Below are 24058 nucleotides of genomic sequence, written 5' to 3' on the forward strand. Positions count from 1 at the left end.
CATGGATTTGAATCAGGTACTCATCATGCCATACGTCACTGAGAAGACTGAGGCGTTGAAGGCACAGAGCAAAGCCGGACAGGTGATCGTGTTCAAGATCCGCAAGGATGCGAACAAGGAGCTTGTGAAGCAGGCCATTCACAAGATTTATAACGTGAGTGTTCTGAAAGTGAATATTATCAATACGGCGTCGAAGTTGCGACGTTTCCGGAATTCGCATACCCGAAAGTCGGGATTTAAGAAGGCCATCGTTACGCTCGAACCGGGTAAAACGATTGATCTTACGAAATAAGACGGTAAAAAACCATGCCCGTTAGAAAACTGAAGCCCTATACCAGCACTACTCGCTACCAGAGTCTGATGATCAATACCGATCTCGACAAAGTGGAGCCGAGAAAGAGTTTGCTCGATACGCTGAACTACAAAGCGGGTCGCAACAACTCGGGTCGTATTTCCGTCCGTCGGAAAGGTGGTCGTCATAAGCGCAAGTATCGCATTATCGATTTTAAACGAGATAAGCGTGATATTCCGGCCGTTGTCGACTCAATCCAGTATGACCCTAATCGCACGGCGAATATCGCGCTGCTCAAGTATGCTGACGGGGAATATAGGTATATTCTTGCTCCGAATACCCTGAAAAAGGGAGATTCCGTGCTTGCTGGCGAAAAGGCTCCGATTCGAGCAGGCAATTCTCTGCCGCTCCGACAGATTCCCCCCGGATCAACGGTGCATAACGTCGAGATGTCGCCGGGCAAAGGTGCACAGATCTGTCGCTCGGCCGGTGCCGCTGCGGTGATCGCAGGTAGCGATGGCAATTATATTCTCGTGAAGCTGCCCTCAGGTGAACTTCGCAAGATTTTCAAAGAGTGCTATGCGACGGTCGGTGAAGTTGGCGCCAAGGATCACATCCTTGTAAGCAGCGGCAAAGCCGGTCGTAGTCGCTGGAAGGGGATTCGCCCCCACGTACGTGGTGTTGTGATGAACCCGGTTGACCACCCTCATGGTGGTGGTGAAGGTAAGACCTCGGGTGGTCGTCACCCGTGCACTCCGTGGGGACAGCCGACCAAAGGCTACAAAACACGGAAGAAGAAGAACCCGACGAGCAAGTTCATCGTGCAGCGTCGTGTGAATAAGCGGATTAAGTAAGCGGAAGTAGTATATGGCAAGATCGATTAAAAAGGGCCCTTATGTACAGGAATCGCTCATGTCCCGTGTTCTGAAAATGAACACGGAAGGTGCGAAGAAGCCTATCAAGACATGGTCGCGGCGGTCGACGATTTTTCCTGATATGATCGGGCACACCATGCTCGTGCATAACGGGAAAGCGTTTATCCCGGTATATGTGAACGAGAATATGGTAGGTCACAAGCTGGGTGAATTCGCCCCTACGAGACATTTTCGAGGCCACACGAGCCTGGACAAAAAGGTCAAGAAGTAAGGCAGGATAATGATGGAAGCAAAAGCTGTTAGCCGATTTCTCATGATCAGTCCTCGCAAGGTTAGACTGGTGGCCGATGAAGTCCGCGGTTTTCCTGTGGATGAAGCCCTCAATATCTTGCAGTTCATGCCGAAGAAAGGCGCTCGTTTCCTCGAGAAGGCCATCCAGTCGGCGAAGGCCAATCTTCTGAATAACTCTACCGGGGTTAAGGAAGATCGGATGTTCGTGAAGAAGGTATATGTAGACCAGGGGCCGACGTTGAAGCGGTTCCGACCGAGAGCAAGAGGCCGCGCTATGCGTCGGTTGAAGAAAACCAGCAACATTACCGTTGTGATTGGTGACGAATAAGCGTAGGCGGGAATAGAGAACAATGGGTCAAAAAGTCAATCCGATCGGCCTGCGGTTGGGCATTAACAGAACCTGGGATTCCATCTGGTTTGCCAGTGAGAAATATCGTGCCTTCCTGCATGAAGATATCAAAATTAAAGAGATGCTGAAGAAGCGATACAAGAAGGCCGGTATCGTTCGCATCAATGTGCACCGTTATCCTGAGAAAATCAACGTCGTTATCGAAACCGTTCGTCCTGGTATGGTCATCGGTCCGAAAGGGGCGACGATTGAAGAAGTAAAGGCACAGCTGAAGGGCATGGTTTCCGCGCCGATTAATCTCTCGATCGTAGAGATCAAAAAGCCCGAAACCGTTGCGAAAACGATCGCTGACAGCATTGCGCAGCAGCTCGAGCAGCGTATGCCTTTTCGACGTGCGATGAAGCAGGCTCTTCGAGGCGCTATGCGAGGCGGCGTTGAAGGCGTTAAAATCGCCGTGTCGGGTCGTCTGAACGGAGCCGACATGTCCCGTCGTGAGCAGTACAAAGAAGGGCGGATTCCGCTGCATACGCTTCGTGGTCGAATTGATTTCGCTCTGAGCGAAGCAAAGACTACTTATGGAATCATCGGTGTTAAAGTCTGGGTTTATAACGGCGACGCCATTGTTACCGAAGAAGAGACGCAGCAAGGACAGCGCGATAATCGGAGAAAGTCGAGGTAAGTCATGCTCAGCCCAAAACGCGTAAAATTTCGTAAGCGTCAGCGTGGTCGTCTGAAGGGTCTTTCCCAGCGGGGAAGCAAGGTATCCTTTGGCGAATACGGACTGAAAGCAATAACATCGGGCCGACTGACTGCCCGTCAGATCGAGTCCGCTCGTCGTACGATGACACGGCATATTAAACGTGGTGGAAAGATGTGGATTCGCATCTTCCCGGATCAGCCGATCACCAAGAAGCCTGCGGAAACTCGAATGGGTTCCGGTAAAGGTTCGCCTGAATACTGGGTAGCAGTGATTCGTCCGGGCCGTGTACTGTTCGAGCTCAGCGGCATCCCCGAAGAGCTGGCGAAGGAAGCGTTCCGACTGGCAGCTCATAAACTTCCGCTTCATACCGTGATGGTGAAGAAGGAGCTGATCTAAGATGGCAACGAAAGTAAAAATGAAAGATCTTTCCAGCGCAGATCTGCAGAATCAGCTGGAGTCCCTGAGAACGGAGCTGCGAGAGGCGCGATTTCAATTCGGAATCACACGCACGATCACAAATCCGGCCCGGGTGAGAAAGGCAAAGAAAGATATTTCGAGAATTCTGACCCTTCTGCATGAACGTAACCGGAAGGGGAGTAATTGAGTATGAAAGAGCGCAATAAAAACCTGAGAATTGTACAGGGGCGAGTCGTATCGGATGCCATGGATAAAACCAGAGTCATCCTGCTTGAGACCTTCTATACGCATCCGAAGTTCCGGAAGATTGTAAAGGTATCTCGCCGTCTGAAAATTCACGACGAAAGAAACGAATCGAAGAAGGACGACATCGTGCAGGCCGTCGAAACCCGGCCTCTGTCCCGGCAGAAGCGTCATCGTCTCTTTAAGATTATCCAGAGAGGACAGATATGATTCAGGTACAGACCATGCTTCAGGTCGCCGATAATACGGGCGCCCGCAAGGTCATGTGTATTCGGGTGCTGGGTGGAACTCGCAAGCGGTATGCTTCCGTTGGCGACATCATCGTTGTGGCGGTGAAGGATTCCGTCCCCGAATACGGCCTTAAGGATAATCGGGGCAAGAAAGTGCATAACAAAGCGGTTCAGAAGGCCGTCGTTGTGCGCACGAAGAAAGAGATCAAGCGACCCGATGGCAGCACGATCAAATTCGACGAGAATGCCTGTGCTATTATTGATGAAAAGATGAATCCGCGAGGAACGCGTATCTTTGGACCGGTCGCCCGTGAATTGCGCGATCGTGATTTCAAAAAGATCGTCTCGCTGGCTCCTGAGGTTCTGTGATGGACAAGAAACAGATCAGCAAGCTCTCACATACTGAGTTTAATCGCAAGCGCTACAGCCGTACAGCGCTGAAGGCCGAAGACGAGGTAATCGTCATCGCCGGCAAAGAAAAAGGTAAGCGCGGCAAGATCCTGTACATCGATCGCCTGCGCGATAGAGTATATGTTCAGGGTGTTAACAAGCTGAAACGCTATGTTCGTCCTTCTCAGGAAAACCCTCAGGGCGGACAGGTTGAGATCGAAGCTCCGATGCATATTTCGAACGTCATGTTCTATGACGCGAAGGCGAAGAAAGGCGTGCGCATCGGATACGAGATGAAAGGCGGCAAGAAGGTGCGGGTGACGCGTCCGGGCGGCAAGGAAATCTGACGGTAGAACGCTATGGTAGCATTGAAAGAAGTTTATCAGAAGGATTGTGTTCCGGCGCTGAAAGAGAAGTTTCAGTACAAGTCGGCCATGCAGATTCCGCGCATTGAGAAAGTTGTTCTCAATATTGGAATCGGCGAAGCACCTACAAACCCGAAGGCCCTTGAATCGGCACTTGAAGAGATCGCCCTGGTTACAGGTCAGCGTCCGGTAAAAACTCTGGCGCGCAAGTCGATCGCTAACTTCAAGATCCGCCAGGGGATGAGCCTCGGCTGCATGGTAACGCTTCGTAATGAGCGTATGTGGGAATTCTTATACAAGCTCACCAGAATCGCTCTTCCTCGCGTGCGTGACTTTCGCGGGATCAAGCCTTCTGGATTTGATGGACGGGGTAACTATAACTTCTCCATTAAAGAGCAAATCATCTTCCCGGAGATCGATGTCGATAAAGTCGACCGGTATCACGGCATGAATATCACCGTCACAACGACGGCTAAGACGAACGAAGAAGCGAGACTGCTTCTGGAAACCCTCGGTTTTCCGTTCAGAAAGGACTGATTGGAGTAGAAAATGGCCAGAAAAGCTTCGCTGGAGAAGGCAAATCGCAAGCCTAAATTCGCTGTACGGGCGCATAACCGATGCCCGCTTTGTGGTAGACCCCGGGGATACCTCCGGAGATTTGGTATGTGCCGTATTTGCTTCCGCAAACGCGCCGGACTGGGTGAGATTCCCGGTGTGTTTAAGTCTTCCTGGTAAGCTTCGGAGTTAATGTTATGATCAATGATCCTATAGCAGATATGCTGACTCGTATTCGGAATGCCTCGCGTGCAAAACATGCAACGGTAGGTTTCCAGTACTCCAAGATTAAAGAAGAGATTCTCGCCATTCTGAAGCGTGAAGGATTCGTCGCCGATTTCGAAGTCAAGAAAGAAGGCAACAAAAGCGATATCGCCGTAACGCTGAAGTACTTCGAGAAGAAGCCGGTCATCCGTTCGATTGAGCGTGTGTCCACTCCGGGTCGTCGTATCTATGTCACCAGAGACGATCTGCGTGCGACCAAAAACAACATGGGTATTTCTATTGTATCGACCTCCAGAGGGGTTACGACCGGTCGTCAGGCGAAGCGCCTCGGTGTCGGCGGCGAGATCCTGCTCAGAGTATGGTGATACGGTAAGGTAGAGGAAGAGAAGATGTCCAGAATTGGTAATGCTCCCGTCCAGATGCCTGCAAAGGTGGAGCTGGAAGTGAAAGGCGCTGAGGCGCTGGTCAAAGGGCCGCTCGGTCAGATCAGTTTCCCGGTGCCTGCCGGTATCTCTATTGAGAGAGAAGGCGACACTGTGCAGGTAAAGCGCTCCGATGATTCGAAGGAGCAGCGTGCGCTGCACGGACTGACGAGAGCGCTTCTGAACAATCATGTCAAAGGCGTCAGCGCCGGCTGGGTAAAGAATCTTGAGCTGGTTGGTGTCGGTTATCGTGTAGCTCTGAAGGGTAAGCAGCTCGTGCTGTCGCTCGGATACTCGCATGATGTAAATTATGACCTGCCTTCTGACATTGAAGCGAAGGTGGAGCAGACCAAAATCGAGCTCAAGAGCATCGACAAGCAGCGCCTCGGTCAGGTTGCCTCAGAGATTCGTTCGTTCCGTCCGCCCGAGCCCTACAAAGGTAAAGGTGTACGTTACGCCGATGAAGTAGTTCGTCGTAAGGCCGGTAAAGCCGGCAAGTCCGGAAAGGGCGGCAAAAAGTAAGGGTATAATATATGGATCGTCTATCGCTGAAACGACACAGGCTGGAGCGACGTATGCGTCGGGTGAAGTTTGCACTTCGCTCCGATGGCGAGCGCAAGCGCCTGCTGCTTAAGAAAACCAATCGCTACCTGATGGCGCAGATCGTCGATGATGCGACGGGAAAAACGCTCTGCCAGGCAAGCACCTTCGAAAAGTCCTTCGCTGCTGAAGTGAAAGGTAGCGCGAAGAACCGAGAAGCTGCTCGTAAGTTGGGCGAGGTCATCGCCGCTCGTGCAAAAGAGAAGGGCATTACAAAGGTGCTCTTTGACCGTCGAGGGCGTCTGTATCACGGTAAGGTCGCTGATTTTGCCGACAAAGCCCGCGAGGCGGGATTGGAGTTTTAATTATGAGAAAGCCTTCAGTTGAGCAGCAGAAAACCGATCTCTCCGTTGAGAGGGTCGTAAAGATCAATCGTGTTTCAAAGGTTGTAAAGGGTGGCCGTCGCTTCTCTTTTAACACGCTTGCCGTAGTAGGAAATCTGAACGGTAAGGTCGGAGTTGGCCTCGGCAAGGCCAATGAAGTTCCCGACGCCATTCGTAAGGCAATGGATTCGGCACGAGCAAATCTCGAAACCGTTCCCCTGACTCGTAGAAATACTATCCCGCACGACGTAGAAGGTCGGTTCAAGGCGACCCGTGTGATCCTTCGCCCGGCCACTGCCGGTACCGGAGTGATCGCCGGTGAGTCCGTGAAAGCGGTGCTCGAAACTGCAGGCGTTCACGACGTTCTGACGAAGGTTGTGGGCTCCAAGAACCCGCTGAACGTAGTGCGTGCAACGATTGAAGCTCTGAAGCAGCTGGAAACGCCGCTGCATTCAACAAGAAAGCGTGGCATCCCCCTTGCCCAGCTCTTTGGCAAGATGGACTGACCGCTGAGGTAGCGAAGATGGCCGGTAAAGTAAAAGTAACATTAATCGAAAGCCCGATCGGCAAAAAGCCTGATCATCGGGCAACCGTGCGAGCACTGGGACTGCGCAAGATGTGGAGAACGAACATTCTCGACGCATCGAATCCGGCAGTCGCAGGTATGATCCGCAAGGTATCTTACATGTTGAAAGTCGAGGAAGTCAATGGCTGATTCATTAGATCTTACCAGCGTAATGCCCGAGAAAAAGCGTAGTGTAAAGAAGCGTCGTGTCGAACATACGCAGCTTTCTCCGGTTCCGGGCACCAAAAAGAAGCGCAAGCGAGTTGGTCGGGGTCATGCTACCGGGTCGGGAAAGACATCGGGACGTGGACATAAGGGTCAGAAGGCCCGTACCGGCTACAGCCACAAAGCAGGCTTTGAAGGTGGTCAGAATCCACTGTATAAGCGTGTTCCGAAGCGTGGTTTTACGAATATCTTCAAGCAGGAGTTCCAGCTTGTCAACCTCTGGTTGCTGGCCAAGCACGGAATTTCCGGCGAGGTGACGCTTGAGCAGCTCAAAGAGAAGAAGATTATCCGTCGCACGGATGTGCCTGTAAAGGTTCTCGGCCATGGTGAAATCTCGAGCAAGGTCGTCCTGACCGTACATGCTGCTTCATCCGAGGCCATCGAAAAGATCAAGAAGGCCGGCGGTGAAGTGAAGCTCATCGGCGCCGAGTAATTTACCGAGTCATTTACACAGAGAAACTGGAAAGACCATGAGTGCAGTCGCGAATATTTTACGCATCCCGGAATTAAGAAAGAAGCTCCTATTCACAGTAGCAGTTCTGCTGCTGTTTCGACTTGGATCCTTTATCACAATTCCGGGCGTGAACCCGATCGCGGTGGCAGAAGCGAAGCCCCAGGGTCAGTCCATCCTTGACGTAGTGGATGTGTTCTCGGGCGGAGCGCTTTTCAAACTTTCCATATTTTCTCTGGGCATCATGCCCTATATCTCTTCGTCGATCATTATGAGCCTTCTTACGGTAATCATTCCGCAGATGGCTCGTCTGCAGCGTGAAGGGGAGGCGGGTCGGCGCAAGATCAACCAGTATACTCGAATGGGCACGGTCGTGCTCTGCGCCGTTCAGGCGATGTTCATTTTGATATGGGCAGTCGAGCAAACGAGTAGAACTGGAAAACCGCTTGTATCCGCGGAAATGAGTCGCGCCCTATTTTATTCGACCGGCGTGGTCACGATTACTACGGGCACATTGATACTTATGTGGCTGGGCGAACAGATTACGGAACGAGGAATCGGTAATGGGGCCTCGTTGATCATCTTTGCCGGTATTATTGCGCGGCTTCCGAAGAACATAATGGATATGATTCGGGATGATTCAATTAAGCCGTTTGATATTCTGATTCTGGGAATTGTCTTTATACTTCTGATAGCGCTGACCGTGATACTGACGCAGGGTGTGCGCAAAATCCCTCTGCAATACGGCAAAAAGATGCAGGGCCGGCGTATGGTGCAGGCCCAGAGCCAGAGCCTTTCCTTTAAGTTGAATTCAGCGAGTGTAATGCCCATTATCTTCGCCTCGTCGTTATTGCTCTTTCCTCAGACCGTTCTTGGCATGCTTGCCGGCGACGGGTCGGGGCAAACGACGGTAAGCTGGCTCGCGCAGCAGATGCAGGTATGGCTCGATCCGTTCGCTCCGTCTTTTGTGAAGCAGCTTCCGTATTATTTTATCTACACGGTTCTCATCATCTTCTTCGCATATTTCTATACTGCGATTTACATCAATCCAAGCGAGCTCGCAGAAAACCTCAAAAAGTATGGCGGATTCATCCCTGGAATTCGTCCAGGCGCCAATACGAAAGAGTATGTTGAGAAGACCTTGAATCGCATCATTCTGCCGGGAGCGGTCTTCCTGGCGGGCCTTGCACTGGCTCCCTACTTTATCATCAATCTGATGGATTTGAAGGCCAATCAGAACATCCAGGGCCTTGCGTACACCTTCGGCGGAACTTCGCTGATGATTATTGTTGGTGTGGCGCTGGATACTCTGAAACAGATTGAGGCTCAGCTTATCATGCGAAACTATCAGGGTTTCATGAAAAAGGGTAAGCTGAAAGGTAGGGTCAAGTGAATTTAATCTTTATGGGCCCGCCCGGAGCGGGCAAAGGCACGCAGGCGAAGATCCTGATTGAGAAATTCGGGATTCCGCAGATCTCAACAGGCGATATTCTGCGAGCGGCCATTAAAGGCGGAACCTCTCTCGGGCTCGAAGCCAAGAAGTTCATCGATGCCGGAGAGCTGGTTCCTGATTCTGTTGTGATCGGTATCGTCGAAGAGCGCATCAGGGAAGCGGATTGCGAGAAAGGATTTCTGCTTGATGGGTTCCCGAGAACGACTCCTCAGGCCGAGGCGCTTGATGCGATGCTGCAGAAAATGGGACGTAAGATCGATCATGCGGTGAATCTGGCCGTTCCCGATGAAGAGGTGATTCAGCGTCTTCTCGATCGAGCGGTGAAAGAAGGGCGATCGGATGATACGGAGCCGGTGATCCGCAATCGGATTAAAAACTACAATGATCAGACGAAGCCGCTGATTGATTTTTACCGGAACAAAGGCCTTTTGAAAGAAGTAAACGGGCTGGGTGAGCTATCGGCGATTACTGAGAGAATCCTCGGAGCACTGAATGTCTGAAGACTTGACGGTGTCGATGGTACTTTTTTCTTGGTAACTCCCTTGAGGAGTGCGGGCGAATATGGCGAAAGAAGAGGCGATAGAAGTCGAAGGTAAGGTGATAGAGCCCCTTCCGAACGCGATGTTTCGTGTGGAGCTGGACAATGGGCATAAGGTTCTCGCCCATATTTCAGGAAAGATGAGAATGCATTATATCAGGATCCTGCCTGGAGATCGTGTGACGGTGGAATTATCACCCTACGATCTGACCCGGGGTAGGATTACGTATAGAAAAAAATAACGACGGATTGAAATTATGAAAGTGCGTGTGTCCGTAAAGAAGATTTGCAGCGAGTGCCGGCTGATTCGCCGAAAGGGCGTAGTGCGGGTCATCTGCAAGAATCCGAAACACAAACAGCGGCAGCGGTGATAGTTCAGGAGTATTGAGATGGCAAGGATTTCGGGCGTAGACTTACCCAAAGACAAAAGGATCGTAATCGGTCTGACATATATTTACGGCATTGGCGACACGCGTGCACGTGAGATTTTGAAGGCAGCCGGAATAGAAGAATCGATTCGTGTGCGAGATCTTGATGATCAGCAGGTCGGACAGATTCGTAACTACATTTCTGAAAACTTTCGTGTAGAGGGCGATCTTCGAACCGAAGTCAACCTTAACGTTAAGCGTCTGATGGATATCGGATGCTACCGAGGCCTGCGTCATCGTATGGGCCTGCCGGTTCGCGGTCAGCGAACCAAGACGAATTCGCGCACACGCAAAGGTGGACGCAAAACCGTTCCGAACAAGAAAAAGGCAACGAAATAATACGGGTAGATGAGATATGGCGAAGGCACCGGTCAGAAAAAAAGAAAAACGCAGCGTTCCGAGTGGACGTGTTTACATTAACGCTACATTCAACAATACTATTATTACGGTAACCGACGATACCGGCAACGTGATTGCATGGTCGAGCGCCGGACATCTGAACTTCAAGGGATCGCGTAAGTCGACTCCTTACGCTGCGCAGATGGCGGCCCGTGATGCGGCCGAGAAAACGCGAGACTTCGGTCTGCGTGAGGTTGATGTTCTTGTTAAGGGCCCTGGAATCGGGCGTGAATCGGCGATTCGTGCCATAGCCAACGAAGGAATTCGGATTCGTCAGATTCGCGATATCACTCCGCTTCCTCACAACGGATGTCGTCCGCGCAAGCGTCGACGAGTTTGATATATCCTGTTAGCCTAAAGAGGGAATCATGAAGAGCCTGTTAAAAGGATTCAAGCGACCGAAGCAGGTCGAATACCAGACTCTGGCAAACGAGCCGGGATATGGAAAATTCATCGCTGAGCCCTTTGAGCGCGGCTTCGGAACTACGATCGGAAACTCGCTGCGTCGTACGCTCATGTCGTCGATCGAAGGTACGGCGATCACGGCAGTTCGAATCGAAGGCGTTGAGCATGAATTCGCCACTATCGAAGGCGTCGTTGAAGACGTTACCCGAATCATTCTGAACCTCAAGCAGGTGCGTGCGAGCTATGATGCCGAGGTTCGCGACGAGCCTCGTATTATTCATATTGAGAAAAAAGGCGCCGGAGTCCTCAAGGCATCTGATCTGGCTGTGGATTCGTCGATTCAAATCCTCAATCCGGAATTGCAGATCGCCACTCTCAATGAAGACGCAAATCTTGTGATGGATATTCAGTTCGAGCGGGGTCGGGGCTACCTTGCAGCTGAGATCTTGAAAAAGAGCATTGATGAAATCGGCACCATTGCCGTCGATGCGCTGTTCTCGCCTGTCAAGCGTGTGAACTTTCAGGTGACGGAAACTCGAGTCGGTCAGCGCACGGACTACGAGAAACTGACGATGGAGATCTGGACTGACGGAAGTATTACTCCCGAAGACGCTCTGTCGCAGGCCGCAAAGATTCTGAAAGATCACCTTTCTGTATTTATTAATTTTGAAGAGCTTCCCGAAGAGGAAGAAGACGAACAGCCCGAGATGGAAGACACTCTCAAGACCAATCTTGAGAAGAACGTTGAAGAGCTTGAGCTTTCGGTAAGATCGCTTTCTATGCTGAAAAGCCTGGAGATCGAGTTCGTCATGGACCTTGTTCGTAAGAACGAAGAAGAGTTCCAGAAATCACGGCATTATTCTGAAGAGTGTCTTGCCGAAATCAAGCAAAAGCTGGCTGAAATGAGCCTTGAGTTTGGAATGCGTGAGCTTTTCATGCAGCGTGACTATTGATCAGGAACGATCGGAACGGGTTTTATGAAGAAGGGAAATACAACAAAGAAACTGAATCGACTGCATTCGCACAGAAAGGCTATGGTGAACAACATGCTCACGTCGCTTTTCCAGCATGAGCAGATCGTAACCACGCGCGCCAAAGCGAAATACATCCGGCCGTTTGCCGAAAAGATGATTACGCGTGCGAAGAAGAACCTTGTAGAAGGAATCACGCCCGAGCAAGTGCTGCATAATAAACGTGAAGTTCTTCGTTCGATCAAAGAGCGCGATATCGTAGTAAAGCTGTTTTCTGACATTGCACCGCGGTTTCGCGAGCGAAATGGCGGGTATCTGCGGATTATTCACCTGCCTGAGCGTAACAGTGACGCCGCACCTATGGCGATCGTCGAGCTGGTGGATCGTAGAACTGAACGCCGCACTCCGCGGAAGCTACTGAAGGCGCAGGCAAATCCGGATGCAGGAAGCTCCGAAGGCCGCGAAAGAAAGAGCTCAGGCTCCAAGAGTCGTGACGAGAAATGGTATCATCGCTTCAAACTTGGTAAAAAAGAAGAAGAAGCGAAGGGTTGAACCGGATTCGAACATACCCGGGCGATAAAGCATCCTTCATGGAAACGGAAAAAGAGCGGCGTTAAGCCGCTTTTTTTTTACTCAGATGTAGTACATGAGTGAATCCTGGATGGATCGACTCTGGTTTAAGAAATCCAGAAGATTGATATCGAGCATTTCTTTGATTCGATTATCGATATCGGTCCAGAAAAGCGCTCGATAGCCCTCGTTCAGGTCCGAGTTCTTATCAAGGATGGAAAGATCCCCCTCAAGGGCGGTGAGGATCTGGAAGACGGTAATCTCCTGCGGGTCGCGCGCAATTCTATAGCCGCCTTCAGCACCGCGCACGCTGATGACAAGGCCGCGTTTTTTCAGAATGTTGATAATCTGCTCAAGGTATTTAAGCGGAATATTCTGATTCTCTGCAATTTCACGGCTTTTCAGTAATCTGCTGCGAGCTTCAGGCGCTGAAAGCTCGAGCATTATTTTGAGGCCATATCGTCCTTTACTGGTAATCTTCATCTTTTTTACAGGTGTTAGTTTTCCCTGTTCGGCAGGGTTTCAACAATAATTAGACGGCCTAAATGAGAACGATCAGAAAGAAAAAAAACGTCCTGGCCACCCCTGAGATCATCCGAATGCTGCCGGAGCTGAAAGGAGCGCAGCCTGATAGGCATGAAAATAGCGCTGCTGATCTTCTTCGAACTGGATCACTGTTCGAAATACCTGTTCGTTCTCCCTTTCTGGTCGGAAAGCGATTTAGATTTTTGCCGCGCATAGTTCGTCAAATGGTCAGATTTATTTACGGATTGCTCGTCTTTCTGCACGAAAAGTTCGACGCCAATCGTAAGACGGCATATTTTCTGCTTCTGGAGCAAATCTGGATGGAGAGAACCGGCCAGAGCGGAGAGAAACGAGTACGATGAGGCTGGTGCAGATAACGGCAGGCGTGGCTCACGGGGACGCCGTCACAAACTACGTGTTTTCTCTGAATCGCTACTTAAAGGATACGGGTATCTTTCGGTCTACTCGGGTTTACGCCGAAACGATTTCGGGGATTCATCGTGTAGGGCATCTTTCGACTTATACGCCCGACCCTGACGACTTCATCATCTATCATCACAGTGTCGGCCTGCTTTATCTTGAGAACTTTCTAATGCCAGGCGTGCGGCCGCTGCTGATTTACCATAATATAACTCCGCCGGGCTATTATCTTCCCTGGGATTTTCGTGCTGCCTCGCGCATGCAGCTCGGTCGTGATCAGTTGCATCGCCTTGCCGGCCTGAAACTGCGTTCTGTTGCGCTCTCTGAATTCAGTGCGGCCGAACTTCGAACCGTTGGATTTGCGAACGTAACCGTGCTGCCGTATCCCCTGTCCAGGGAGCGAAGCTCCGCCCCTTTGATCAAGCCGCCGGCGGGCGACGGGAAATGGAAGGGATGGTTAGCCGAAGACACTCCAATCGTGCTTTTTGTGGGTCGGATCGCTCCAAACAAAGGAATCGATCGGTTGCTGGAAGCCTTCGCTGCTTTGCGTAAGTCCGTGCGTAGCAGGCTGATCGTTGCCGGGTCCTTTCGCTCCGAGACCGATCGCTATGGTCAGTATTTACAGAAGCTATCGGCTGATCTGCAGCTTGGCGAGCATGTTAGCTGGGCCGGTTTCGTAAGCGATCAGGAGCTGGCTGCAATTTATAGCCGAGCCTCGCTTTATATGAGCCTCTCGCAGCATGAGGGATTTGGTGTGCCGCTTGTTGAGGCGATGGCTTCTGATGTTCCCGTGCTTGCTTACTGTTCGGCCGATAGCTCGGTTGCCGAGGTGCTCGGTGGAGCGGGGATCGGGTTTACCGTTCCGGATGTGAAGTGGGTGGCGCAGGTGGCGGGGCGGATACTGACCGATCAGCGTCTCAGATCGCTCATGATTGACGGGCAGAGACGCCGTGTCGCCGAGTTGAAATCCATTGATGTGCTTGCCGGATTGAGGCGAATCATAGAAGAAGAGATTCATGGCCGACGAAATCCTGAATCTGATTTCTGACCTTCCTGCTGCCGGTCTGCATGCCTTTTTTTTCTTCGCCGCCCTTCTTGAGAATTTATTTCCGCCGTGGCCGGGCGATACCTTCATCGTCTTCGCAGGCTTTCTTTCAGCGCACGGTGCCGTCAGTTTGCCAGCAGCTCTGCTGAGCACGGGAACTGGTAGTCTTGCCGGTGCATGGATCATGTATCTTGCCGGGGAAAAGGTTCTGCATCTGGCTCGATCCCTTCATGCTCGGTTAAAGCCGGGCATCATGCAGCGCATGCTCTCTGACTTCGTCTCAGAAGAACACATGCAGCGGACGCAGCAATGGTTTCTGAAGTGGGGCGCCTGGTTTGTCGTCGTTTCGCGGTTTTCGGCGGGCATTCGTTTTTTTGTGAGCATCGTCGCCGGCCTTTCGAAGATGAATCCACTTCTATTCACCGTATGCTTCTCGCTTGGCGTCTTGATCTGGAACACGCTTCTGTTAACCGGCGGGCGTCTGCTTGCCGAAAACTGGCGCAAAATGCTGGAGTGGCTTCAGCTTTATAACGTCGCCGTTGGATCGTTGATCGTACTTGTCGTTGCCTTTTTTATAATGCGCTGGTGGCGACGGAGGTCTGCATGATAGTGCCTCTTCCAGAGCGCTTCGCAGAATTTCGGCATGTCGTCGTGATCACGGGAGCGGGCATCTCGGCCGAGAGCGGCATCCCCACTTTTCGCGGAGAAGGAGGCCTCTGGCGCAACTACAGGGCTGAAGATCTGGCCACTCCTTCGGCCTTTCGCAAGGACCCGCAGCTTGTATGGGAATGGTATGAGATGCGACGCGAGATATGTCGGCAGGCTGAGCCTAACGCCGCGCATCAAACGCTGGTCGAGATGGAACGGGATTATGTCCCGAATTTAGTTAGAGTTTGAAAAGGCGGAACCCTGGCCCAAAATGGGCCGAACAACCACATTCCCTTACGGAGGGTTCCAAGTGAAGAAGAACGAACGGGCAGAAAACAGTCAAACACAAAGCCTGGCGGCCGATGAGTTTCGGGATTATATTCGAACCAGCCTCGATTCCCGTGTGCGCGAATTTGCACTCGGCTACGTAGGAGCTTTGATTCTCGAAGAAATCGAAACGTTATGCGGCAAGACAGGGGAGCATAAGAGAGGCCGTGGATTTGCTCATCGAGGCGGCAGCCAGCGAGGTTCCATTGTGCTCGATGGAGAAAGGGTGGCCATCCAGAAGCCCAGAGCTCGACGTAACGGCAAGGAGGTGAAGCTGGAGCGATATGAGATCCTTCAGGATCGCTCTGATCTTCGCGAGCATGTTGAGCGCCTGATGGCTGGCGGGCATCAGCACCCGGAACTATGAAAAGACGCTGAGAAAGACAGAAGCCTCTCTCGGCCTTTCGCGGAGTGCGGTTTCGCGGGAGTTTGTGAAGTCCAGCCGTGAGTCGCTCAATCATTTGAATTCACGCAGGTTTCCTGATCAGACATTCTGGTGTATTGTTCTTGATGGCATCGTATTCGGCGGCTCTGTCGTAATCGTTGCTCTCGGGGTCGATACGGCCGGAAACAAGCATTTTCTGGGCATTTCTGAGGGGTCTACAGAGAATGCTGATAGCGCACTCAGTGTCCTTCAATCAATCGAGAGCCGTGATATCCGCTTCACAGATCGTGTGCTTGTCGTCATGGATGGATCAAAGGCTCTTGAAAAAGCGGCCAGAGAGTTCTTCGGAAAGAAGGCAGAGATCCAACTCTGCTACCTTCATAAACAGAGAAATGTTCTTGCCAAGCTCCCACGGAAGTATCATGCAGAATTCTGCAAGAGATACAAGCAGGCATTCAGCGCTAACAGTTACGAAGATGTCGCAAGCGAGATGCGGTCCGTTCTATCATGGCTCGAATCCATCAGCTACAGTGCCTCTCAGAGTCTTCAGGAGGGTTTAGAGGCACTGTTAACGCTGCATCGCATCAATATGCCGCCGAAATTGAGAACATCCTTTTACACAACCAATCTGATCGATTCGGCATTCTCGAATCCCAGATCTCAGCTTAACCGGGTTAAACGGTCAAGGCCTCAGACAGACCAGGTGCTCCGATGGGTCGGCAGTCTCCTGCTATCACAGGAGGAACAATTCCGTAAGGTGCGGTCATACACTCATATCCATGAGTTCTTAAACAGCTTCCTGGATAAAAAGATTGACGAGCGGATCTCGGCATAGGATGCATTCAGTGGGTCCCGCCTCAAAGTCTAACTATCACTGGGACATAGTCATGGAACGGCATTTTCGTGAAATCGGCAGTTTTTTACTGGTCACACAGAACGTCGACGGGCTGCATCGTCGTGCCGGCAACGAGAACATCGTCGAGATACACGGCTCGATCTGGCGCGTAAGGTGCACAGAATGCGGTAGAGAATGCGAACGTCTGCATCTTGATACGGTGCCTCCGCACTGTTCATGCGGTGGAGTGGAACGACCGGCCGTTCTCTGGTTCGGCGAAAGCTACGATAGTATTGTTTTAGAGACCGTGCGTGCCGCACTTGAGAAGGCCGACGTCTGCCTTGTGATCGGCAGCTCGGGTCAGGTGAGCCTTCCCGTTGCGCTTGCCCGCGAGGCCCGGCGTTCCGGGGCGATGGTCGTCGAGGTGAATCTGGAACGCTCAGAATTCAGCGACGTCGCCGACTTCAGCTTTTTTGATAAAGCCGGATCGGCGCTGCCGGAGCTATGGGCGTCCTGGCGTAAGCTTATTCGTTAACAGGAGAGAGAAATGCTGCGAATCCCTTATCTGCTTCGAATCCTGTATCTTCCTGTGGGCATCGTGCTTGGCCTGATTGCCGGCATAATCGTCGGCCTTCATGCGCCGGCCGTTGCAGAGGCAACGGGATGGATGGGAACGTTCTTTATGAACTCCCTGAAAATGGTTATCCTCCCTCTGATAATCACGTCGGTTATCGCCGGCGTGGGCCGCATCGGCGACGTAAAAAAACTCGGCCGCAAGGGATTCTGGACGTTGCTTTATTTCGGAACGACGACCGCTATCGCCGTCGGCCTGGGCATATTGATCAGTGACACGCTGGGATTCGGCGAACGAGCGATTGACACAACATCGGTGCAGGCTCCGGAGGGGAAGGCCTATTCGCGTGGCTATTCTGATCTCATATTGTCGCTTGTAACGCCGAACCTCTTTCGCTCGCTTTCTGAGATGGACATCCTGCCCGTGCTGCTCTTCTGTCTTCTGCTTGGCGGAACCCTTGCCATGCAGGGTGAACGAGCGGCTTCGATCTTTCGTACAATGGAAGTGCTTGAGAAAGCCGTCATCACGATCGTGCATCTGATCCTTGTGTTTGCTCCGATCGGCGTCTATGGCCTGATTGCCGCCCGCACCGCATCGCTGGGCGAAGGCTTCTTTGATGAAGTTTTAGCGCTGCGTTATTATGTGCGCAATGTTCTGCTGGGACTGGGCATACACGGTTTTGTTATTCTTCCGCTTATCTACTGGGTCTTCGCGAGAAAGAATCCGTTTCGATTTCTCTGGAATCTTTTTCCCGTGCTCGGCACGGCCTTCTCAACGGCATCGTCTTCGGCCACTCTGCCGCTGACGATGAGCGTGCTTGAAGAAAAGGAAAAGATCAGCCCCGAGACGACGGGCTTTGTTCTGCCGCTTGGCGCCACCGTGAATATGGATGGAACGGCGCTTTATGAAGCGATGGCGGCCATGTTTATCGCCCATCTTTTCGGGGTACAGCTCGATCTCTCGGCACAGATCGTCATCTTTCTTACCGCGACGCTTGCCGCAATAGGCGCTGCCGGTATTCCCGAGGCAGGTCTGGTGACGATGGCCATAGTTTTGCGCGCCGTCGGTCTGCCACTTGAGGGCATCGCTCTGATCCTGTCGATCGACTGGTTCCTCGATCGATGCCGTACGGCCGTAAACGTTCTTGGCGACACGGTCGGAGCGAGCATCCTTGACCGGTTTACAGGCGATGTGAAGAACGATTGACACGATGGTCCGCAGACGAACACTGGCCGCATCGGGGGCTTAGCTCAGCTGGTTAGAGCGCTTGCTTGACATGCAAGAGGTCACTGGTTCAACTCCAGTAGCTCCCACATCTCCTCCCTTTCAGCCCCCCGTAAATTGCTTTTCAGGATCTCTTCCCGTCGTTTTGGTGTCGTATGGCCGATCAAAAATCCAATCCGCTGATTCTTTATACCGGCGTCGCCGTCTCCGTTGTCGGAGTGGTGCTTTCCACGCTGCTGCTCTGCAAACATGGCTTCTCGGATCTGTGCACCTCGTCGCTCGGATGTAGCATCGACGGTGTGGACGGATGCAAAGAGCTCGGTCAGAGCTCTCTGTCCAAGGTCGGGCCGTTTCCGATTGCGATTTTCGGGCTTCTTTACTATGCCTTCTTAACGGCCGCCTTTCTGCTTCAGAGCATCAGGCCACGCGGCGAACTCGCAGCGCTTCTCCTGTATACGACGATCGTCGGTCTGGTCGTCGATGCCGTTCTCGGTTACATCAACTTCACGCAGATCCTTGTTCCGTGTATCCTCTGTGCTTATACCTACCTGATCACACTTGCGCTTTTCGTTCTTGCTCTTACGCATAAACTGCAGAGCTTTCGCAGTAATTCGCCAATGGCAGATGTCGTAAAAGAAAGCGGAACTCCGGCCGTCGCAGGCGCCCTGCTTACGTTTATCCTTGCAGGAATTCTTTATCTGATGGGAGCTCCGCAGAAATCGAAGGCGGTCGACGGACCGATCGATGAGGCTCTTGTTCCAGGGATGCTGGCCGACTTTGCCGCTTTGAAATCGGTTGAATTCAATGAGCAGGGCTTGAAGTCACGCGAGGGTTCTGAGAACGGATATATCGTCGTGCATAAGTTCGCAGATTTTCTGTGTCCGCATTGCCTGCATGCATCGGAGCTTCTGCAAGAAGCCATGAAGCGCTGGCCCGGTCGCATTCAGGTTTACTATCGCCATTTTCCTCTTGATTCGACCTGCAATCCGCTTCTCACAGGCGCACCACAGAAGCCCTATGGAGACTGGCGTTGTAACGGAGCGCAGGCGGCGATCTGTGCAGGAGATCATCCCGGCTTTGCAGGCTTTTATCATGGCGTTTTCGATTTGCAGAACCAGCGTTTGCCGATCACGCTTGAGCATCTGGAGCGCCTCAGCGTAAATGCGGGCATCCCGTGGAATCAGTTGCGCACCTGCATGGCTTCACAGGCCACACAGCAGAAGCTGATGCGCGATATCGATGATGCGAAGAAGATCGATATCCACTCGACACCGACGCTGATCGTAAACGGCAAGCTTCTCTCACCGGGCGTTCCCGATCGCAAGTGGTTCTTTCAGCTTCTGGACTCGCTCGTATATGAGAAAGAAGGCAACGCTGCCTTTGACGAGTACCGGGCACGGAAGAAATAACGGAGAAGACGATGCAGGATTCCAGTCAGGATTCATTCAGTAGCGGACCGGTCGGAGTTCCGACCTCTCTGGAAGGCGGCGTTTCGGGCGCCGGTCAGAGGCATGCCGTCGTCGTCTCGAAGTGGAACGAGTTCATCACGTTCCGCCTGCGTGACGGAGCCGTCGCCGCCCTGCAGCGCCACGGCGTCCCGGCTGAGAGTATTACCGTCGTCTATGTTCCCGGCGCCTTTGAATTGGGATCGACGGCCCGCGAGCTGGCTGACACGGGCCGTTTTGACGCCGTTATCTGCATCGGCTGCGTGATCCGCGGAGCGACCGACCATTATGACTACGTCGCCGGTCAGGCAGCCCGACTTGTGTCGCAGGCCGCCTATGATTCGGGCAAGCCCGTCATCTTCGGAGTGCTGACGACCGATACGATCGAGCAGGCCATCGAACGGGCGGGAACTAAGGCCGGCAACAAGGGCTACGAAGCGGCCCTGACGGCCATCGAGATGGTAGATCTTTACAAGAAGATCCGTGCCTGATCATGAAAAAGATCCGCATCAAGAAGAAGCCTTCTCAGCCGCGCAAGCCTTTGAATCGCCATCCGAACTCCCATGCCCGGGAGGTCGCCCTTCAGGCACTATACCAGCTGGAGGTCGTGCATCATCCGATGCCCGAGGTGATGGAGTTTCGCTGGCTGAACAATCCGCTTACAGACGAGGAGCATGCGCTCACCCTGCAGCTCATCGAAGGCGTGGCCGAGCTTGAAGGAAAAATCGACGGCGTAATTGACGCCTACATTCATAAGGATGCTTCACAGATTTCCACAATCGTCCGATCTATACTGAGAATGGGTACGTTCGAAATCCTCAAAGGAGCGTTTGACATCCGCATCCTTATCGATGATTACTGTACCCTGACCCGTCGTTATGACGGGGACCCCTCGGTCGGCTTCGTTCACGGTACCCTGGACCATATCTACCAGGATCACCGAGCGATCCGGGAAGGCGAAGATGGCGAAAAATCGACTGATGTTTGAGCCGGATGGTCCTGAGACGATCCGACCGGCACCTGAAAAAGAGAACGAAACAATCGAATACGGCGACCCCGTATATCTGGATGGCACGGCTCGCTCCGTGCGCAGCTTCCGCACGCTCATAATCTCTGGCGTCATTCTGATCCTTCTGCTGGTGATCGGCGCCGGCGCCTTCTACTTGTGGCGCTCTGCTCCAGAAGGCTCGCCTGAAGGGCGCATCTCCCTTGATGGCGCTCGGGATCGCTACTATATTCCTGAAAGCGACCTGACCGATGCTCTGAAAAAGGGACGGCAGCAGTATCTACAGCTGGCTCGCGACGATGCGCGACGCACCTTTCAGAAGATTCTCGATGAATCGACGAGTGATAAAGAGCGTTCTATCGCCCATATCTTTCTCGGCGTGATGGCCCTTGAAGAGGATCGACCGGGACAGGCAAAGCATCATTTTCTTTCAGCCCTCAAGCTCGACGAATCCTCTGTCGGAGCGTTGATCAACCTGGCCATCGTCGAACGCAAGCTCGGCAACCGCGAAGAGGCGCAACGATACGCCGAGCAGGCAAAAGAGCTGGCTCCGAATGATCCGGCCGTTGCCATGATTCTTGCAAATCTGCTTCTTGAGTCGAGCGATCCCGAGAAGGCCGAAGAGATCTATCGTGAGGGCATGTCGCGCTCGCCCGACGATACGATCATGCGTTATAACCTCGGCCTTGCTTTAATACGACAGAACAAGCTCGACGAGGCCGAGCTGGAGTTTAACCGCCTGGTTGAGATGTTCCCATCGGACCCGCTTGCCGTGCGTGCGCTTGCCTATCTCGGTCAGATCGCCTTCTTGAAGAACCGTCCCGAACAGGCCGTGCAGTATTATCGCCGTGCTATCGGCCTTGCTCCCGATGAGGCTCGCTATCATTACAATCTCGGCGTCGTCTTGCTGCGTATGCGCGACAATCAAGGCGCCCTTGAGGCCTTTGATAACGCTCTGAAGGCGGGCGGAAGCGACGCCGACGTTTTCCAGAATCTTGCGCTTGCCTATGAACGACTGAACGAGCCGACGCTTGCGGCAAAGGCGTTGGAACGGGCCCTTCTTATCAATCCGCAGAGTGTCGAAGGATTGTTCCAGCTCGGAGATCTTTATCACAGACAGAAAGATCTGCTTCGGGCCGCCGAGAACTACAGAAAGATCGTCAATATCACTCCGGGCGATACGAATACAAAAGAGGCGTTGATCCGTCTGGGACGCGTCTATCGTGAGATGGAGCGATATCAGGATTCGGCCGATGTGCTCGGTCGGGCTGTTACGCTTTCGCCGAACGAAGGCCAGGTCCTCTATGAGCTCGGGTTAACCTATCGCATGGGCAATCGTTTCGATGACGCCGTCGCCGTGTGGAGGAAGGCTCTACAGAACGGGGTCAAACTCGAACGGGCCGATGAAAGGACGATCCGGCTGGCGCTGGGCGATTCGTACAGGGCAAAAGGCGCTTATGATCTCGCCATCAATGAATACAGACAGGTAGAGGGCCGCAATCGTGAAGCCCCCGTTGTCGAAGACGACGCCGAGCTCCATCTGCGTCTTGGCGCCCTCTACCGTGATCTGAAAGACGCCGGCAAAGCGTCGGAGTACTATCGTCGCGTGTATGAAGGCGCTTCTTCAAGTCCGGCGCAGAGACGGGATGCGGCGAAAGATATGGCCTCTCTCTATTTGAAAGACGCCGATCGGGCTTCGCTCGATGAGGCCGGCTCCTGGGCCTACAAGGCCGCCCGGCTCGACCAGAGCGATGCAGAGACGCAACTTCTTCGCGCCGAGATCCTGCTCCGCAACGAATCGGGAGTCGATCGCGAGAAGGCCATCGAGATCCTGATGGCCGTCGCGCATTCAAGGCTGCCGTCGGGCCTTGAGGCGAAGACCTATCTGCTTCTTGGCGACGCTTATTACAAAAACGGCGAATATCGAAGAGCCGTTGAAGCGCTTGAAACGGCTTCGGAATACGATCCGGGGAATTCCGAGATACTCAAGAAAAAGCGGTTAGCCGTATCGGCGCTGCGATCTGAGGGGCGATGAGACGCCTGATTCTCGTTGTTGCGCTTCTGGCGCTTGCCGCGCCGACGCTGGATGCCGCCGGCGATGATCCGGCACGCCTGATCTATATGATGGAGAAGGGCGGCCTGGAACGCCGGCAGGCCTTCTGGTTCGCCTATCAGTCGAAGCAATATTTCTTACTGCGCCGCGCCGTACGCTATCTGCTTGAATCCGACGACTATGAAGACCATCGTATGATTCTTCGCGTCATGGAAGTGCTCGGCCCATCGCTTGATACGCACATTCCCGGCTGGTACGATATTCTTGACCGGTACATGACGCCCTCCGTTCCCGATGATCTGCTCGTGCGTTGCATGAAGCTTTCGGTGCAGTTCAAAGAGCACCGCATGGTCTTTGCGGTAACGCGCATGATGGAGCATCCGATCTATGCGGTGCGGCTGGAGGCCATTCGGTCGCTTGTGGCGATGGAGAACGATAACGTCGTTCCCGTATTGATTCGCTACATGAAGTCCGATGATCCGGTGCTGCTTATCTACGGATTGCAGGGGGCCCGCGTTCTCGGCGATTCAAGGTTTTTGCCGTTTATTCGCGATCTGCTCGAACATCGCAATAAATCGGTGCGCATCTATGCGCTGCGAGCCGTCTCGGAATCAAGAGGCGAAGGCGATCTCAGCTATCTGATCACGGGGCGCTTTTCGCGCGAGAACAACGCCGAAGTGAGACGCACGATCGTACAGCTGATCGGCGAACGTATGATGGGCGGACAGCAATATACGGTGACGCGGGCGATGCAGGATTCTTCTGCTCTTGTACGAGAAGCGGCCTATAATACTGCCGTGCATCTGCGCTCTGCACTCTTCGCGCGAGAGCTTTCACTGCGTCTCACTCAGGAAGACGATGTGAGATTGAAGGGCGTCGTTATCGATGCCCTGACCCGGCTCAATATGGGAGACCCCCTTTCAGGCTTGAGCCGCATTGCACGATCGGATGTCGATCCCACTCTGCGCTCCCTTGCTGTGCGCGCCATCGGTCGTATCAAGGATCGGACGCAGAACGATGCCCTTTTTCAGGTAGCGACGACCGATACCGATGCTTCTGTGCGGCGTGAGGCGGCGCAATCGCTTGCTCTTCTTGCCGACTTAAGTCAGGGACAACGACTTGCCTCGGCCGTCGAAAATAACGATCTTGATACAGAGGTGCGCTTCCTCTTATTCAGAGCCCTTGTAAAAAGCGGCAACAGAGAGGCGGTGCGTCAGCTGAAAGAACGGGCCCGTCACATCAAAGATCCCGTTCTTCGCAGCGCTGTCGAGAACGACGCGTAATAGAGG

Annotated in this window: 36 protein-coding genes, 1 tRNA gene and 2 pseudogenes; 38 read left to right on the forward strand and 1 reads right to left on the reverse strand. The window is 52.9% G+C overall.

Features of this window, described 5'->3' with window-relative positions; all coding sequences use genetic code 11:
- Window position 1: 1 nt before the first annotated feature.
- The 26 genes from rplW to rplQ all read left to right on the forward strand — a co-directional run bounded on the left by rplW (window position 2) and on the right by rplQ (window position 12264).
- Window positions 2–292, forward strand: coding sequence for a 50S ribosomal protein L23 (gene rplW / locus LEPIL_RS18930; protein WP_002775067.1), 291 nt, complete (start codon window positions 2–4; stop codon window positions 290–292).
- A 14-nt stretch (window positions 293–306) separates the two neighbouring features.
- Window positions 307–1146 (forward strand): 50S ribosomal protein L2, encoded by an 840-nt coding sequence (gene rplB, locus LEPIL_RS18935; RefSeq protein ID WP_002775068.1) that lies wholly within the window; start codon window positions 307–309, stop codon window positions 1144–1146.
- 13 nt (window positions 1147–1159) lie between these two features.
- Window positions 1160–1438, forward strand: a complete 279-nt coding sequence (gene rpsS, locus LEPIL_RS18940; RefSeq protein WP_002775069.1) for a 30S ribosomal protein S19 — start codon at window positions 1160–1162, stop codon at window positions 1436–1438.
- 12 nt (window positions 1439–1450) lie between these two features.
- Entirely contained in the window at window positions 1451–1786 is a 336-nt protein-coding gene (gene rplV, locus LEPIL_RS18945; RefSeq protein ID WP_002775070.1) for a 50S ribosomal protein L22, read from the forward strand.
- 22 nt (window positions 1787–1808) lie between these two features.
- Window positions 1809–2486, forward strand: coding sequence for a 30S ribosomal protein S3 (gene rpsC, locus LEPIL_RS18950; protein WP_002775071.1), 678 nt, complete (start codon window positions 1809–1811; stop codon window positions 2484–2486).
- Between the two features lie 3 nt (window positions 2487–2489).
- A complete protein-coding gene (gene rplP, locus LEPIL_RS18955) occupies window positions 2490–2903 on the forward strand; it encodes a 50S ribosomal protein L16 (RefSeq protein WP_002775072.1) in 414 nt (137 codons plus the stop codon).
- Between the two features lies 1 nt (window position 2904).
- Window positions 2905–3111 (forward strand): 50S ribosomal protein L29, encoded by a 207-nt coding sequence (rpmC, locus tag LEPIL_RS18960; RefSeq protein ID WP_002775073.1) that lies wholly within the window; start codon window positions 2905–2907, stop codon window positions 3109–3111.
- 2 nt (window positions 3112–3113) lie between these two features.
- Window positions 3114–3377, forward strand: a complete 264-nt coding sequence (rpsQ, locus tag LEPIL_RS18965; RefSeq protein ID WP_002775075.1) for a 30S ribosomal protein S17 — start codon at window positions 3114–3116, stop codon at window positions 3375–3377.
- Window positions 3374–3766: a 50S ribosomal protein L14 gene (gene rplN / locus LEPIL_RS18970; protein WP_002775077.1), complete on the forward strand. Its 393-nt coding sequence runs from the start codon at window positions 3374–3376 to the stop codon at window positions 3764–3766. Before rpsQ ends, rplN begins: the two co-directional genes overlap by 4 nt.
- The gene (gene rplX / locus LEPIL_RS18975; RefSeq protein ID WP_002775079.1) at window positions 3766–4134 is read left to right on the forward strand and encodes a 50S ribosomal protein L24; all 369 of its coding nucleotides are present in this window, start codon (window positions 3766–3768) and stop codon (window positions 4132–4134) included. The genes rplN and rplX overlap by 1 nt, the downstream gene beginning before the upstream one ends.
- Before the next feature lie 12 nt (window positions 4135–4146).
- Window positions 4147–4689, forward strand: a complete 543-nt coding sequence (gene rplE, locus LEPIL_RS18980) for a 50S ribosomal protein L5 (RefSeq protein WP_002775081.1) — start codon at window positions 4147–4149, stop codon at window positions 4687–4689.
- A 12-nt stretch (window positions 4690–4701) separates the two neighbouring features.
- Window positions 4702–4887, forward strand: a complete 186-nt coding sequence (locus tag LEPIL_RS23125) for a type Z 30S ribosomal protein S14 (RefSeq protein WP_002775083.1) — start codon at window positions 4702–4704, stop codon at window positions 4885–4887.
- Window positions 4888–4904: 17 nt separating this feature from the next.
- Complete coding sequence (gene rpsH, locus LEPIL_RS18985; RefSeq protein WP_002775085.1) at window positions 4905–5297, forward strand: 30S ribosomal protein S8; 393 nt, start codon at window positions 4905–4907, stop codon at window positions 5295–5297.
- Between the two features lie 24 nt (window positions 5298–5321).
- Complete coding sequence (gene rplF / locus LEPIL_RS18990; RefSeq protein WP_002775086.1) at window positions 5322–5876, forward strand: 50S ribosomal protein L6; 555 nt, start codon at window positions 5322–5324, stop codon at window positions 5874–5876.
- Between the two features lie 11 nt (window positions 5877–5887).
- Window positions 5888–6259, forward strand: coding sequence for a 50S ribosomal protein L18 (rplR, locus tag LEPIL_RS18995; RefSeq protein WP_002775088.1), 372 nt, complete (start codon window positions 5888–5890; stop codon window positions 6257–6259).
- A 2-nt stretch (window positions 6260–6261) separates the two neighbouring features.
- Complete coding sequence (gene rpsE / locus LEPIL_RS19000) at window positions 6262–6783, forward strand: 30S ribosomal protein S5 (protein ID WP_002775090.1); 522 nt, start codon at window positions 6262–6264, stop codon at window positions 6781–6783.
- Window positions 6784–6800: 17 nt separating this feature from the next.
- Window positions 6801–6992 carry a 50S ribosomal protein L30 gene (gene rpmD / locus LEPIL_RS19005; RefSeq protein WP_002775092.1) on the forward strand — a complete coding sequence of 64 codons (192 nt, stop codon included), beginning with the start codon at window positions 6801–6803 and terminating at the stop codon, window positions 6990–6992.
- Window positions 6985–7500, forward strand: coding sequence for a 50S ribosomal protein L15 (rplO, locus tag LEPIL_RS19010; RefSeq protein WP_002775093.1), 516 nt, complete (start codon window positions 6985–6987; stop codon window positions 7498–7500). Before rpmD ends, rplO begins: the two co-directional genes overlap by 8 nt.
- Window positions 7501–7537: 37 nt before the next feature.
- Window positions 7538–8911: a preprotein translocase subunit SecY gene (secY, locus tag LEPIL_RS19015; protein WP_002775094.1), complete on the forward strand. Its 1374-nt coding sequence runs from the start codon at window positions 7538–7540 to the stop codon at window positions 8909–8911.
- 11 nt (window positions 8912–8922) lie between these two features.
- Complete coding sequence (locus LEPIL_RS19020; RefSeq protein ID WP_002775095.1) at window positions 8923–9471, forward strand: adenylate kinase; 549 nt, start codon at window positions 8923–8925, stop codon at window positions 9469–9471.
- A gap of 61 nt (window positions 9472–9532) precedes the next feature.
- Window positions 9533–9751, forward strand: a complete 219-nt coding sequence (gene infA, locus LEPIL_RS19025; RefSeq protein ID WP_002775096.1) for a translation initiation factor IF-1 — start codon at window positions 9533–9535, stop codon at window positions 9749–9751.
- A gap of 15 nt (window positions 9752–9766) precedes the next feature.
- Entirely contained in the window at window positions 9767–9880 is a 114-nt protein-coding gene (gene rpmJ / locus LEPIL_RS23130) for a 50S ribosomal protein L36 (protein WP_002775097.1), read from the forward strand.
- An 18-nt stretch (window positions 9881–9898) separates the two neighbouring features.
- Window positions 9899–10276 carry a 30S ribosomal protein S13 gene (rpsM, locus tag LEPIL_RS19030; protein ID WP_002775098.1) on the forward strand — a complete coding sequence of 126 codons (378 nt, stop codon included), beginning with the start codon at window positions 9899–9901 and terminating at the stop codon, window positions 10274–10276.
- A 16-nt stretch (window positions 10277–10292) separates the two neighbouring features.
- A complete protein-coding gene (gene rpsK / locus LEPIL_RS19035; RefSeq protein WP_002775099.1) occupies window positions 10293–10676 on the forward strand; it encodes a 30S ribosomal protein S11 in 384 nt (127 codons plus the stop codon).
- 28 nt (window positions 10677–10704) lie between these two features.
- The gene (locus tag LEPIL_RS19040) at window positions 10705–11694 is read left to right on the forward strand and encodes a DNA-directed RNA polymerase subunit alpha (protein ID WP_002775100.1); all 990 of its coding nucleotides are present in this window, start codon (window positions 10705–10707) and stop codon (window positions 11692–11694) included.
- 24 nt (window positions 11695–11718) lie between these two features.
- Window positions 11719–12264, forward strand: a complete 546-nt coding sequence (rplQ, locus tag LEPIL_RS19045) for a 50S ribosomal protein L17 (RefSeq protein ID WP_002775101.1) — start codon at window positions 11719–11721, stop codon at window positions 12262–12264.
- 81 nt (window positions 12265–12345) lie between these two features.
- Here rplQ and LEPIL_RS19050 read toward each other — a convergent pair whose 3' ends face one another.
- Window positions 12346–12765 carry an RrF2 family transcriptional regulator gene (locus LEPIL_RS19050; RefSeq protein ID WP_002775102.1) on the reverse strand — a complete coding sequence of 140 codons (420 nt, stop codon included), beginning with the start codon at window positions 12763–12765 and terminating at the stop codon, window positions 12346–12348.
- A 409-nt stretch (window positions 12766–13174) separates the two neighbouring features.
- On the opposite strand from LEPIL_RS19050, the gene LEPIL_RS19060 reads away from it, so the two are divergent.
- The 12 genes and pseudogenes from LEPIL_RS19060 (at window position 13175) to LEPIL_RS19120 (ending at window position 24052) form a co-directional block, all read left to right on the forward strand.
- Window positions 13175–14275 (forward strand): glycosyltransferase, encoded by a 1101-nt coding sequence (locus tag LEPIL_RS19060; protein ID WP_211208657.1) that lies wholly within the window; start codon window positions 13175–13177, stop codon window positions 14273–14275.
- Window positions 14244–14879, forward strand: a complete 636-nt coding sequence (locus LEPIL_RS19065; protein ID WP_002775108.1) for a DedA family protein — start codon at window positions 14244–14246, stop codon at window positions 14877–14879. The genes LEPIL_RS19060 and LEPIL_RS19065 overlap by 32 nt, the downstream gene beginning before the upstream one ends.
- A pseudogene (locus LEPIL_RS19070) lies at window positions 14876–15136 on the forward strand (Sir2 family NAD-dependent protein deacetylase); the annotation flags it as partial. The gene LEPIL_RS19065 and the pseudogene LEPIL_RS19070, both read left to right, overlap by 4 nt.
- A gap of 94 nt (window positions 15137–15230) precedes the next feature.
- Window positions 15231–16467 (forward strand): annotated as a pseudogene (locus tag LEPIL_RS23135) (IS256 family transposase).
- A 52-nt stretch (window positions 16468–16519) separates the two neighbouring features.
- A complete protein-coding gene (locus tag LEPIL_RS19085) occupies window positions 16520–17002 on the forward strand; it encodes an SIR2 family NAD-dependent protein deacylase (protein ID WP_052608457.1) in 483 nt (160 codons plus the stop codon).
- 12 nt (window positions 17003–17014) lie between these two features.
- Window positions 17015–18247, forward strand: coding sequence for a dicarboxylate/amino acid:cation symporter (locus tag LEPIL_RS19090; protein ID WP_002775110.1), 1233 nt, complete (start codon window positions 17015–17017; stop codon window positions 18245–18247).
- A 33-nt stretch (window positions 18248–18280) separates the two neighbouring features.
- Window positions 18281–18354 (forward strand) — tRNA-Val (locus LEPIL_RS19095).
- Window positions 18355–18420: 66 nt separating this feature from the next.
- Window positions 18421–19674, forward strand: coding sequence for a vitamin K epoxide reductase/DsbA family protein (locus LEPIL_RS19100; RefSeq protein ID WP_002775112.1), 1254 nt, complete (start codon window positions 18421–18423; stop codon window positions 19672–19674).
- Window positions 19675–19685: 11 nt separating this feature from the next.
- Entirely contained in the window at window positions 19686–20201 is a 516-nt protein-coding gene (gene ribH / locus LEPIL_RS19105; RefSeq protein ID WP_002775114.1) for a 6,7-dimethyl-8-ribityllumazine synthase, read from the forward strand.
- Between the two features lie 2 nt (window positions 20202–20203).
- On the forward strand, window positions 20204–20698 hold the full coding sequence (locus tag LEPIL_RS19110; protein WP_002775116.1) for a transcription antitermination factor NusB: 495 nt from the start codon (window positions 20204–20206) through the stop codon (window positions 20696–20698).
- Window positions 20673–22751, forward strand: a complete 2079-nt coding sequence (locus LEPIL_RS19115; protein WP_002775117.1) for a tetratricopeptide repeat protein — start codon at window positions 20673–20675, stop codon at window positions 22749–22751. Before LEPIL_RS19110 ends, LEPIL_RS19115 begins: the two co-directional genes overlap by 26 nt.
- Window positions 22748–24052, forward strand: a complete 1305-nt coding sequence (locus LEPIL_RS19120; RefSeq protein ID WP_002775119.1) for a HEAT repeat domain-containing protein — start codon at window positions 22748–22750, stop codon at window positions 24050–24052. The genes LEPIL_RS19115 and LEPIL_RS19120 overlap by 4 nt, the downstream gene beginning before the upstream one ends.
- The last annotated feature ends 6 nt before the right edge of the window (window positions 24053–24058 follow it).

Origin of the sequence: Leptonema illini DSM 21528, assembly GCF_000243335.1 — a bacterium.
Taxonomy (GTDB): domain Bacteria; phylum Spirochaetota; class Leptospiria; order Leptospirales; family Leptonemataceae; genus Leptonema; species Leptonema illini.

Bases quoted from the DNA above. Each gene is read 5' to 3' on its own strand.
- rplR (WP_002775088.1), top strand. From the start codon at position 5,888: ATGGATCGTCTATCGCTGAAACGACACAGGCTGGAGCGACGTATGCGT.
- rplN (WP_002775077.1), top strand. From the start codon at position 3,374: ATGATTCAGGTACAGACCATGCTTCAGGTCGCCGATAATACGGGCGCC.
- rpsK (WP_002775099.1), top strand. From the start codon at position 10,293: ATGGCGAAGGCACCGGTCAGAAAAAAAGAAAAACGCAGCGTTCCGAGT.
- ribH (WP_002775114.1), top strand. From the start codon at position 19,686: ATGCAGGATTCCAGTCAGGATTCATTCAGTAGCGGACCGGTCGGAGTT.
- rpsC (WP_002775071.1), top strand. From the start codon at position 1,809: ATGGGTCAAAAAGTCAATCCGATCGGCCTGCGGTTGGGCATTAACAGA.
- LEPIL_RS19040 (WP_002775100.1), top strand. From the start codon at position 10,705: ATGAAGAGCCTGTTAAAAGGATTCAAGCGACCGAAGCAGGTCGAATAC.
- LEPIL_RS19100 (WP_002775112.1), top strand. From the start codon at position 18,421: ATGGCCGATCAAAAATCCAATCCGCTGATTCTTTATACCGGCGTCGCC.
- rpsH (WP_002775085.1), top strand. From the start codon at position 4,905: ATGATCAATGATCCTATAGCAGATATGCTGACTCGTATTCGGAATGCC.
- rplB (WP_002775068.1), top strand. From the start codon at position 307: ATGCCCGTTAGAAAACTGAAGCCCTATACCAGCACTACTCGCTACCAG.
- infA (WP_002775096.1), top strand. From the start codon at position 9,533: ATGGCGAAAGAAGAGGCGATAGAAGTCGAAGGTAAGGTGATAGAGCCC.
- rpmD (WP_002775092.1), top strand. From the start codon at position 6,801: ATGGCCGGTAAAGTAAAAGTAACATTAATCGAAAGCCCGATCGGCAAA.
- rplX (WP_002775079.1), top strand. From the start codon at position 3,766: ATGGACAAGAAACAGATCAGCAAGCTCTCACATACTGAGTTTAATCGC.
- LEPIL_RS19115 (WP_002775117.1), top strand. From the start codon at position 20,673: ATGGCGAAAAATCGACTGATGTTTGAGCCGGATGGTCCTGAGACGATC.
- LEPIL_RS19065 (WP_002775108.1), top strand. From the start codon at position 14,244: ATGGCCGACGAAATCCTGAATCTGATTTCTGACCTTCCTGCTGCCGGT.
- LEPIL_RS19050 (WP_002775102.1), bottom strand. From the start codon at position 12,765: ATGAAGATTACCAGTAAAGGACGATATGGCCTCAAAATAATGCTCGAG.
- rpsM (WP_002775098.1), top strand. From the start codon at position 9,899: ATGGCAAGGATTTCGGGCGTAGACTTACCCAAAGACAAAAGGATCGTA.
- rplF (WP_002775086.1), top strand. From the start codon at position 5,322: ATGTCCAGAATTGGTAATGCTCCCGTCCAGATGCCTGCAAAGGTGGAG.
- LEPIL_RS23125 (WP_002775083.1), top strand. From the start codon at position 4,702: ATGGCCAGAAAAGCTTCGCTGGAGAAGGCAAATCGCAAGCCTAAATTC.
- LEPIL_RS19090 (WP_002775110.1), top strand. From the start codon at position 17,015: ATGCTGCGAATCCCTTATCTGCTTCGAATCCTGTATCTTCCTGTGGGC.
- rpmJ (WP_002775097.1), top strand. From the start codon at position 9,767: ATGAAAGTGCGTGTGTCCGTAAAGAAGATTTGCAGCGAGTGCCGGCTG.
- LEPIL_RS19120 (WP_002775119.1), top strand. From the start codon at position 22,748: ATGAGACGCCTGATTCTCGTTGTTGCGCTTCTGGCGCTTGCCGCGCCG.
- rplV (WP_002775070.1), top strand. From the start codon at position 1,451: ATGGAAGCAAAAGCTGTTAGCCGATTTCTCATGATCAGTCCTCGCAAG.
- LEPIL_RS19110 (WP_002775116.1), top strand. From the start codon at position 20,204: ATGAAAAAGATCCGCATCAAGAAGAAGCCTTCTCAGCCGCGCAAGCCT.
- rplP (WP_002775072.1), top strand. From the start codon at position 2,490: ATGCTCAGCCCAAAACGCGTAAAATTTCGTAAGCGTCAGCGTGGTCGT.
- rpsE (WP_002775090.1), top strand. From the start codon at position 6,262: ATGAGAAAGCCTTCAGTTGAGCAGCAGAAAACCGATCTCTCCGTTGAG.
- LEPIL_RS19085 (WP_052608457.1), top strand. From the start codon at position 16,520: ATGGAACGGCATTTTCGTGAAATCGGCAGTTTTTTACTGGTCACACAG.
- rplO (WP_002775093.1), top strand. From the start codon at position 6,985: ATGGCTGATTCATTAGATCTTACCAGCGTAATGCCCGAGAAAAAGCGT.
- rpsS (WP_002775069.1), top strand. From the start codon at position 1,160: ATGGCAAGATCGATTAAAAAGGGCCCTTATGTACAGGAATCGCTCATG.
- LEPIL_RS19020 (WP_002775095.1), top strand. From the start codon at position 8,923: ATGGGCCCGCCCGGAGCGGGCAAAGGCACGCAGGCGAAGATCCTGATT.
- rplW (WP_002775067.1), top strand. From the start codon at position 2: ATGGATTTGAATCAGGTACTCATCATGCCATACGTCACTGAGAAGACT.
- rpmC (WP_002775073.1), top strand. From the start codon at position 2,905: ATGGCAACGAAAGTAAAAATGAAAGATCTTTCCAGCGCAGATCTGCAG.
- rplQ (WP_002775101.1), top strand. From the start codon at position 11,719: ATGAAGAAGGGAAATACAACAAAGAAACTGAATCGACTGCATTCGCAC.
- rplE (WP_002775081.1), top strand. From the start codon at position 4,147: ATGGTAGCATTGAAAGAAGTTTATCAGAAGGATTGTGTTCCGGCGCTG.
- rpsQ (WP_002775075.1), top strand. From the start codon at position 3,114: ATGAAAGAGCGCAATAAAAACCTGAGAATTGTACAGGGGCGAGTCGTA.
- secY (WP_002775094.1), top strand. From the start codon at position 7,538: ATGAGTGCAGTCGCGAATATTTTACGCATCCCGGAATTAAGAAAGAAG.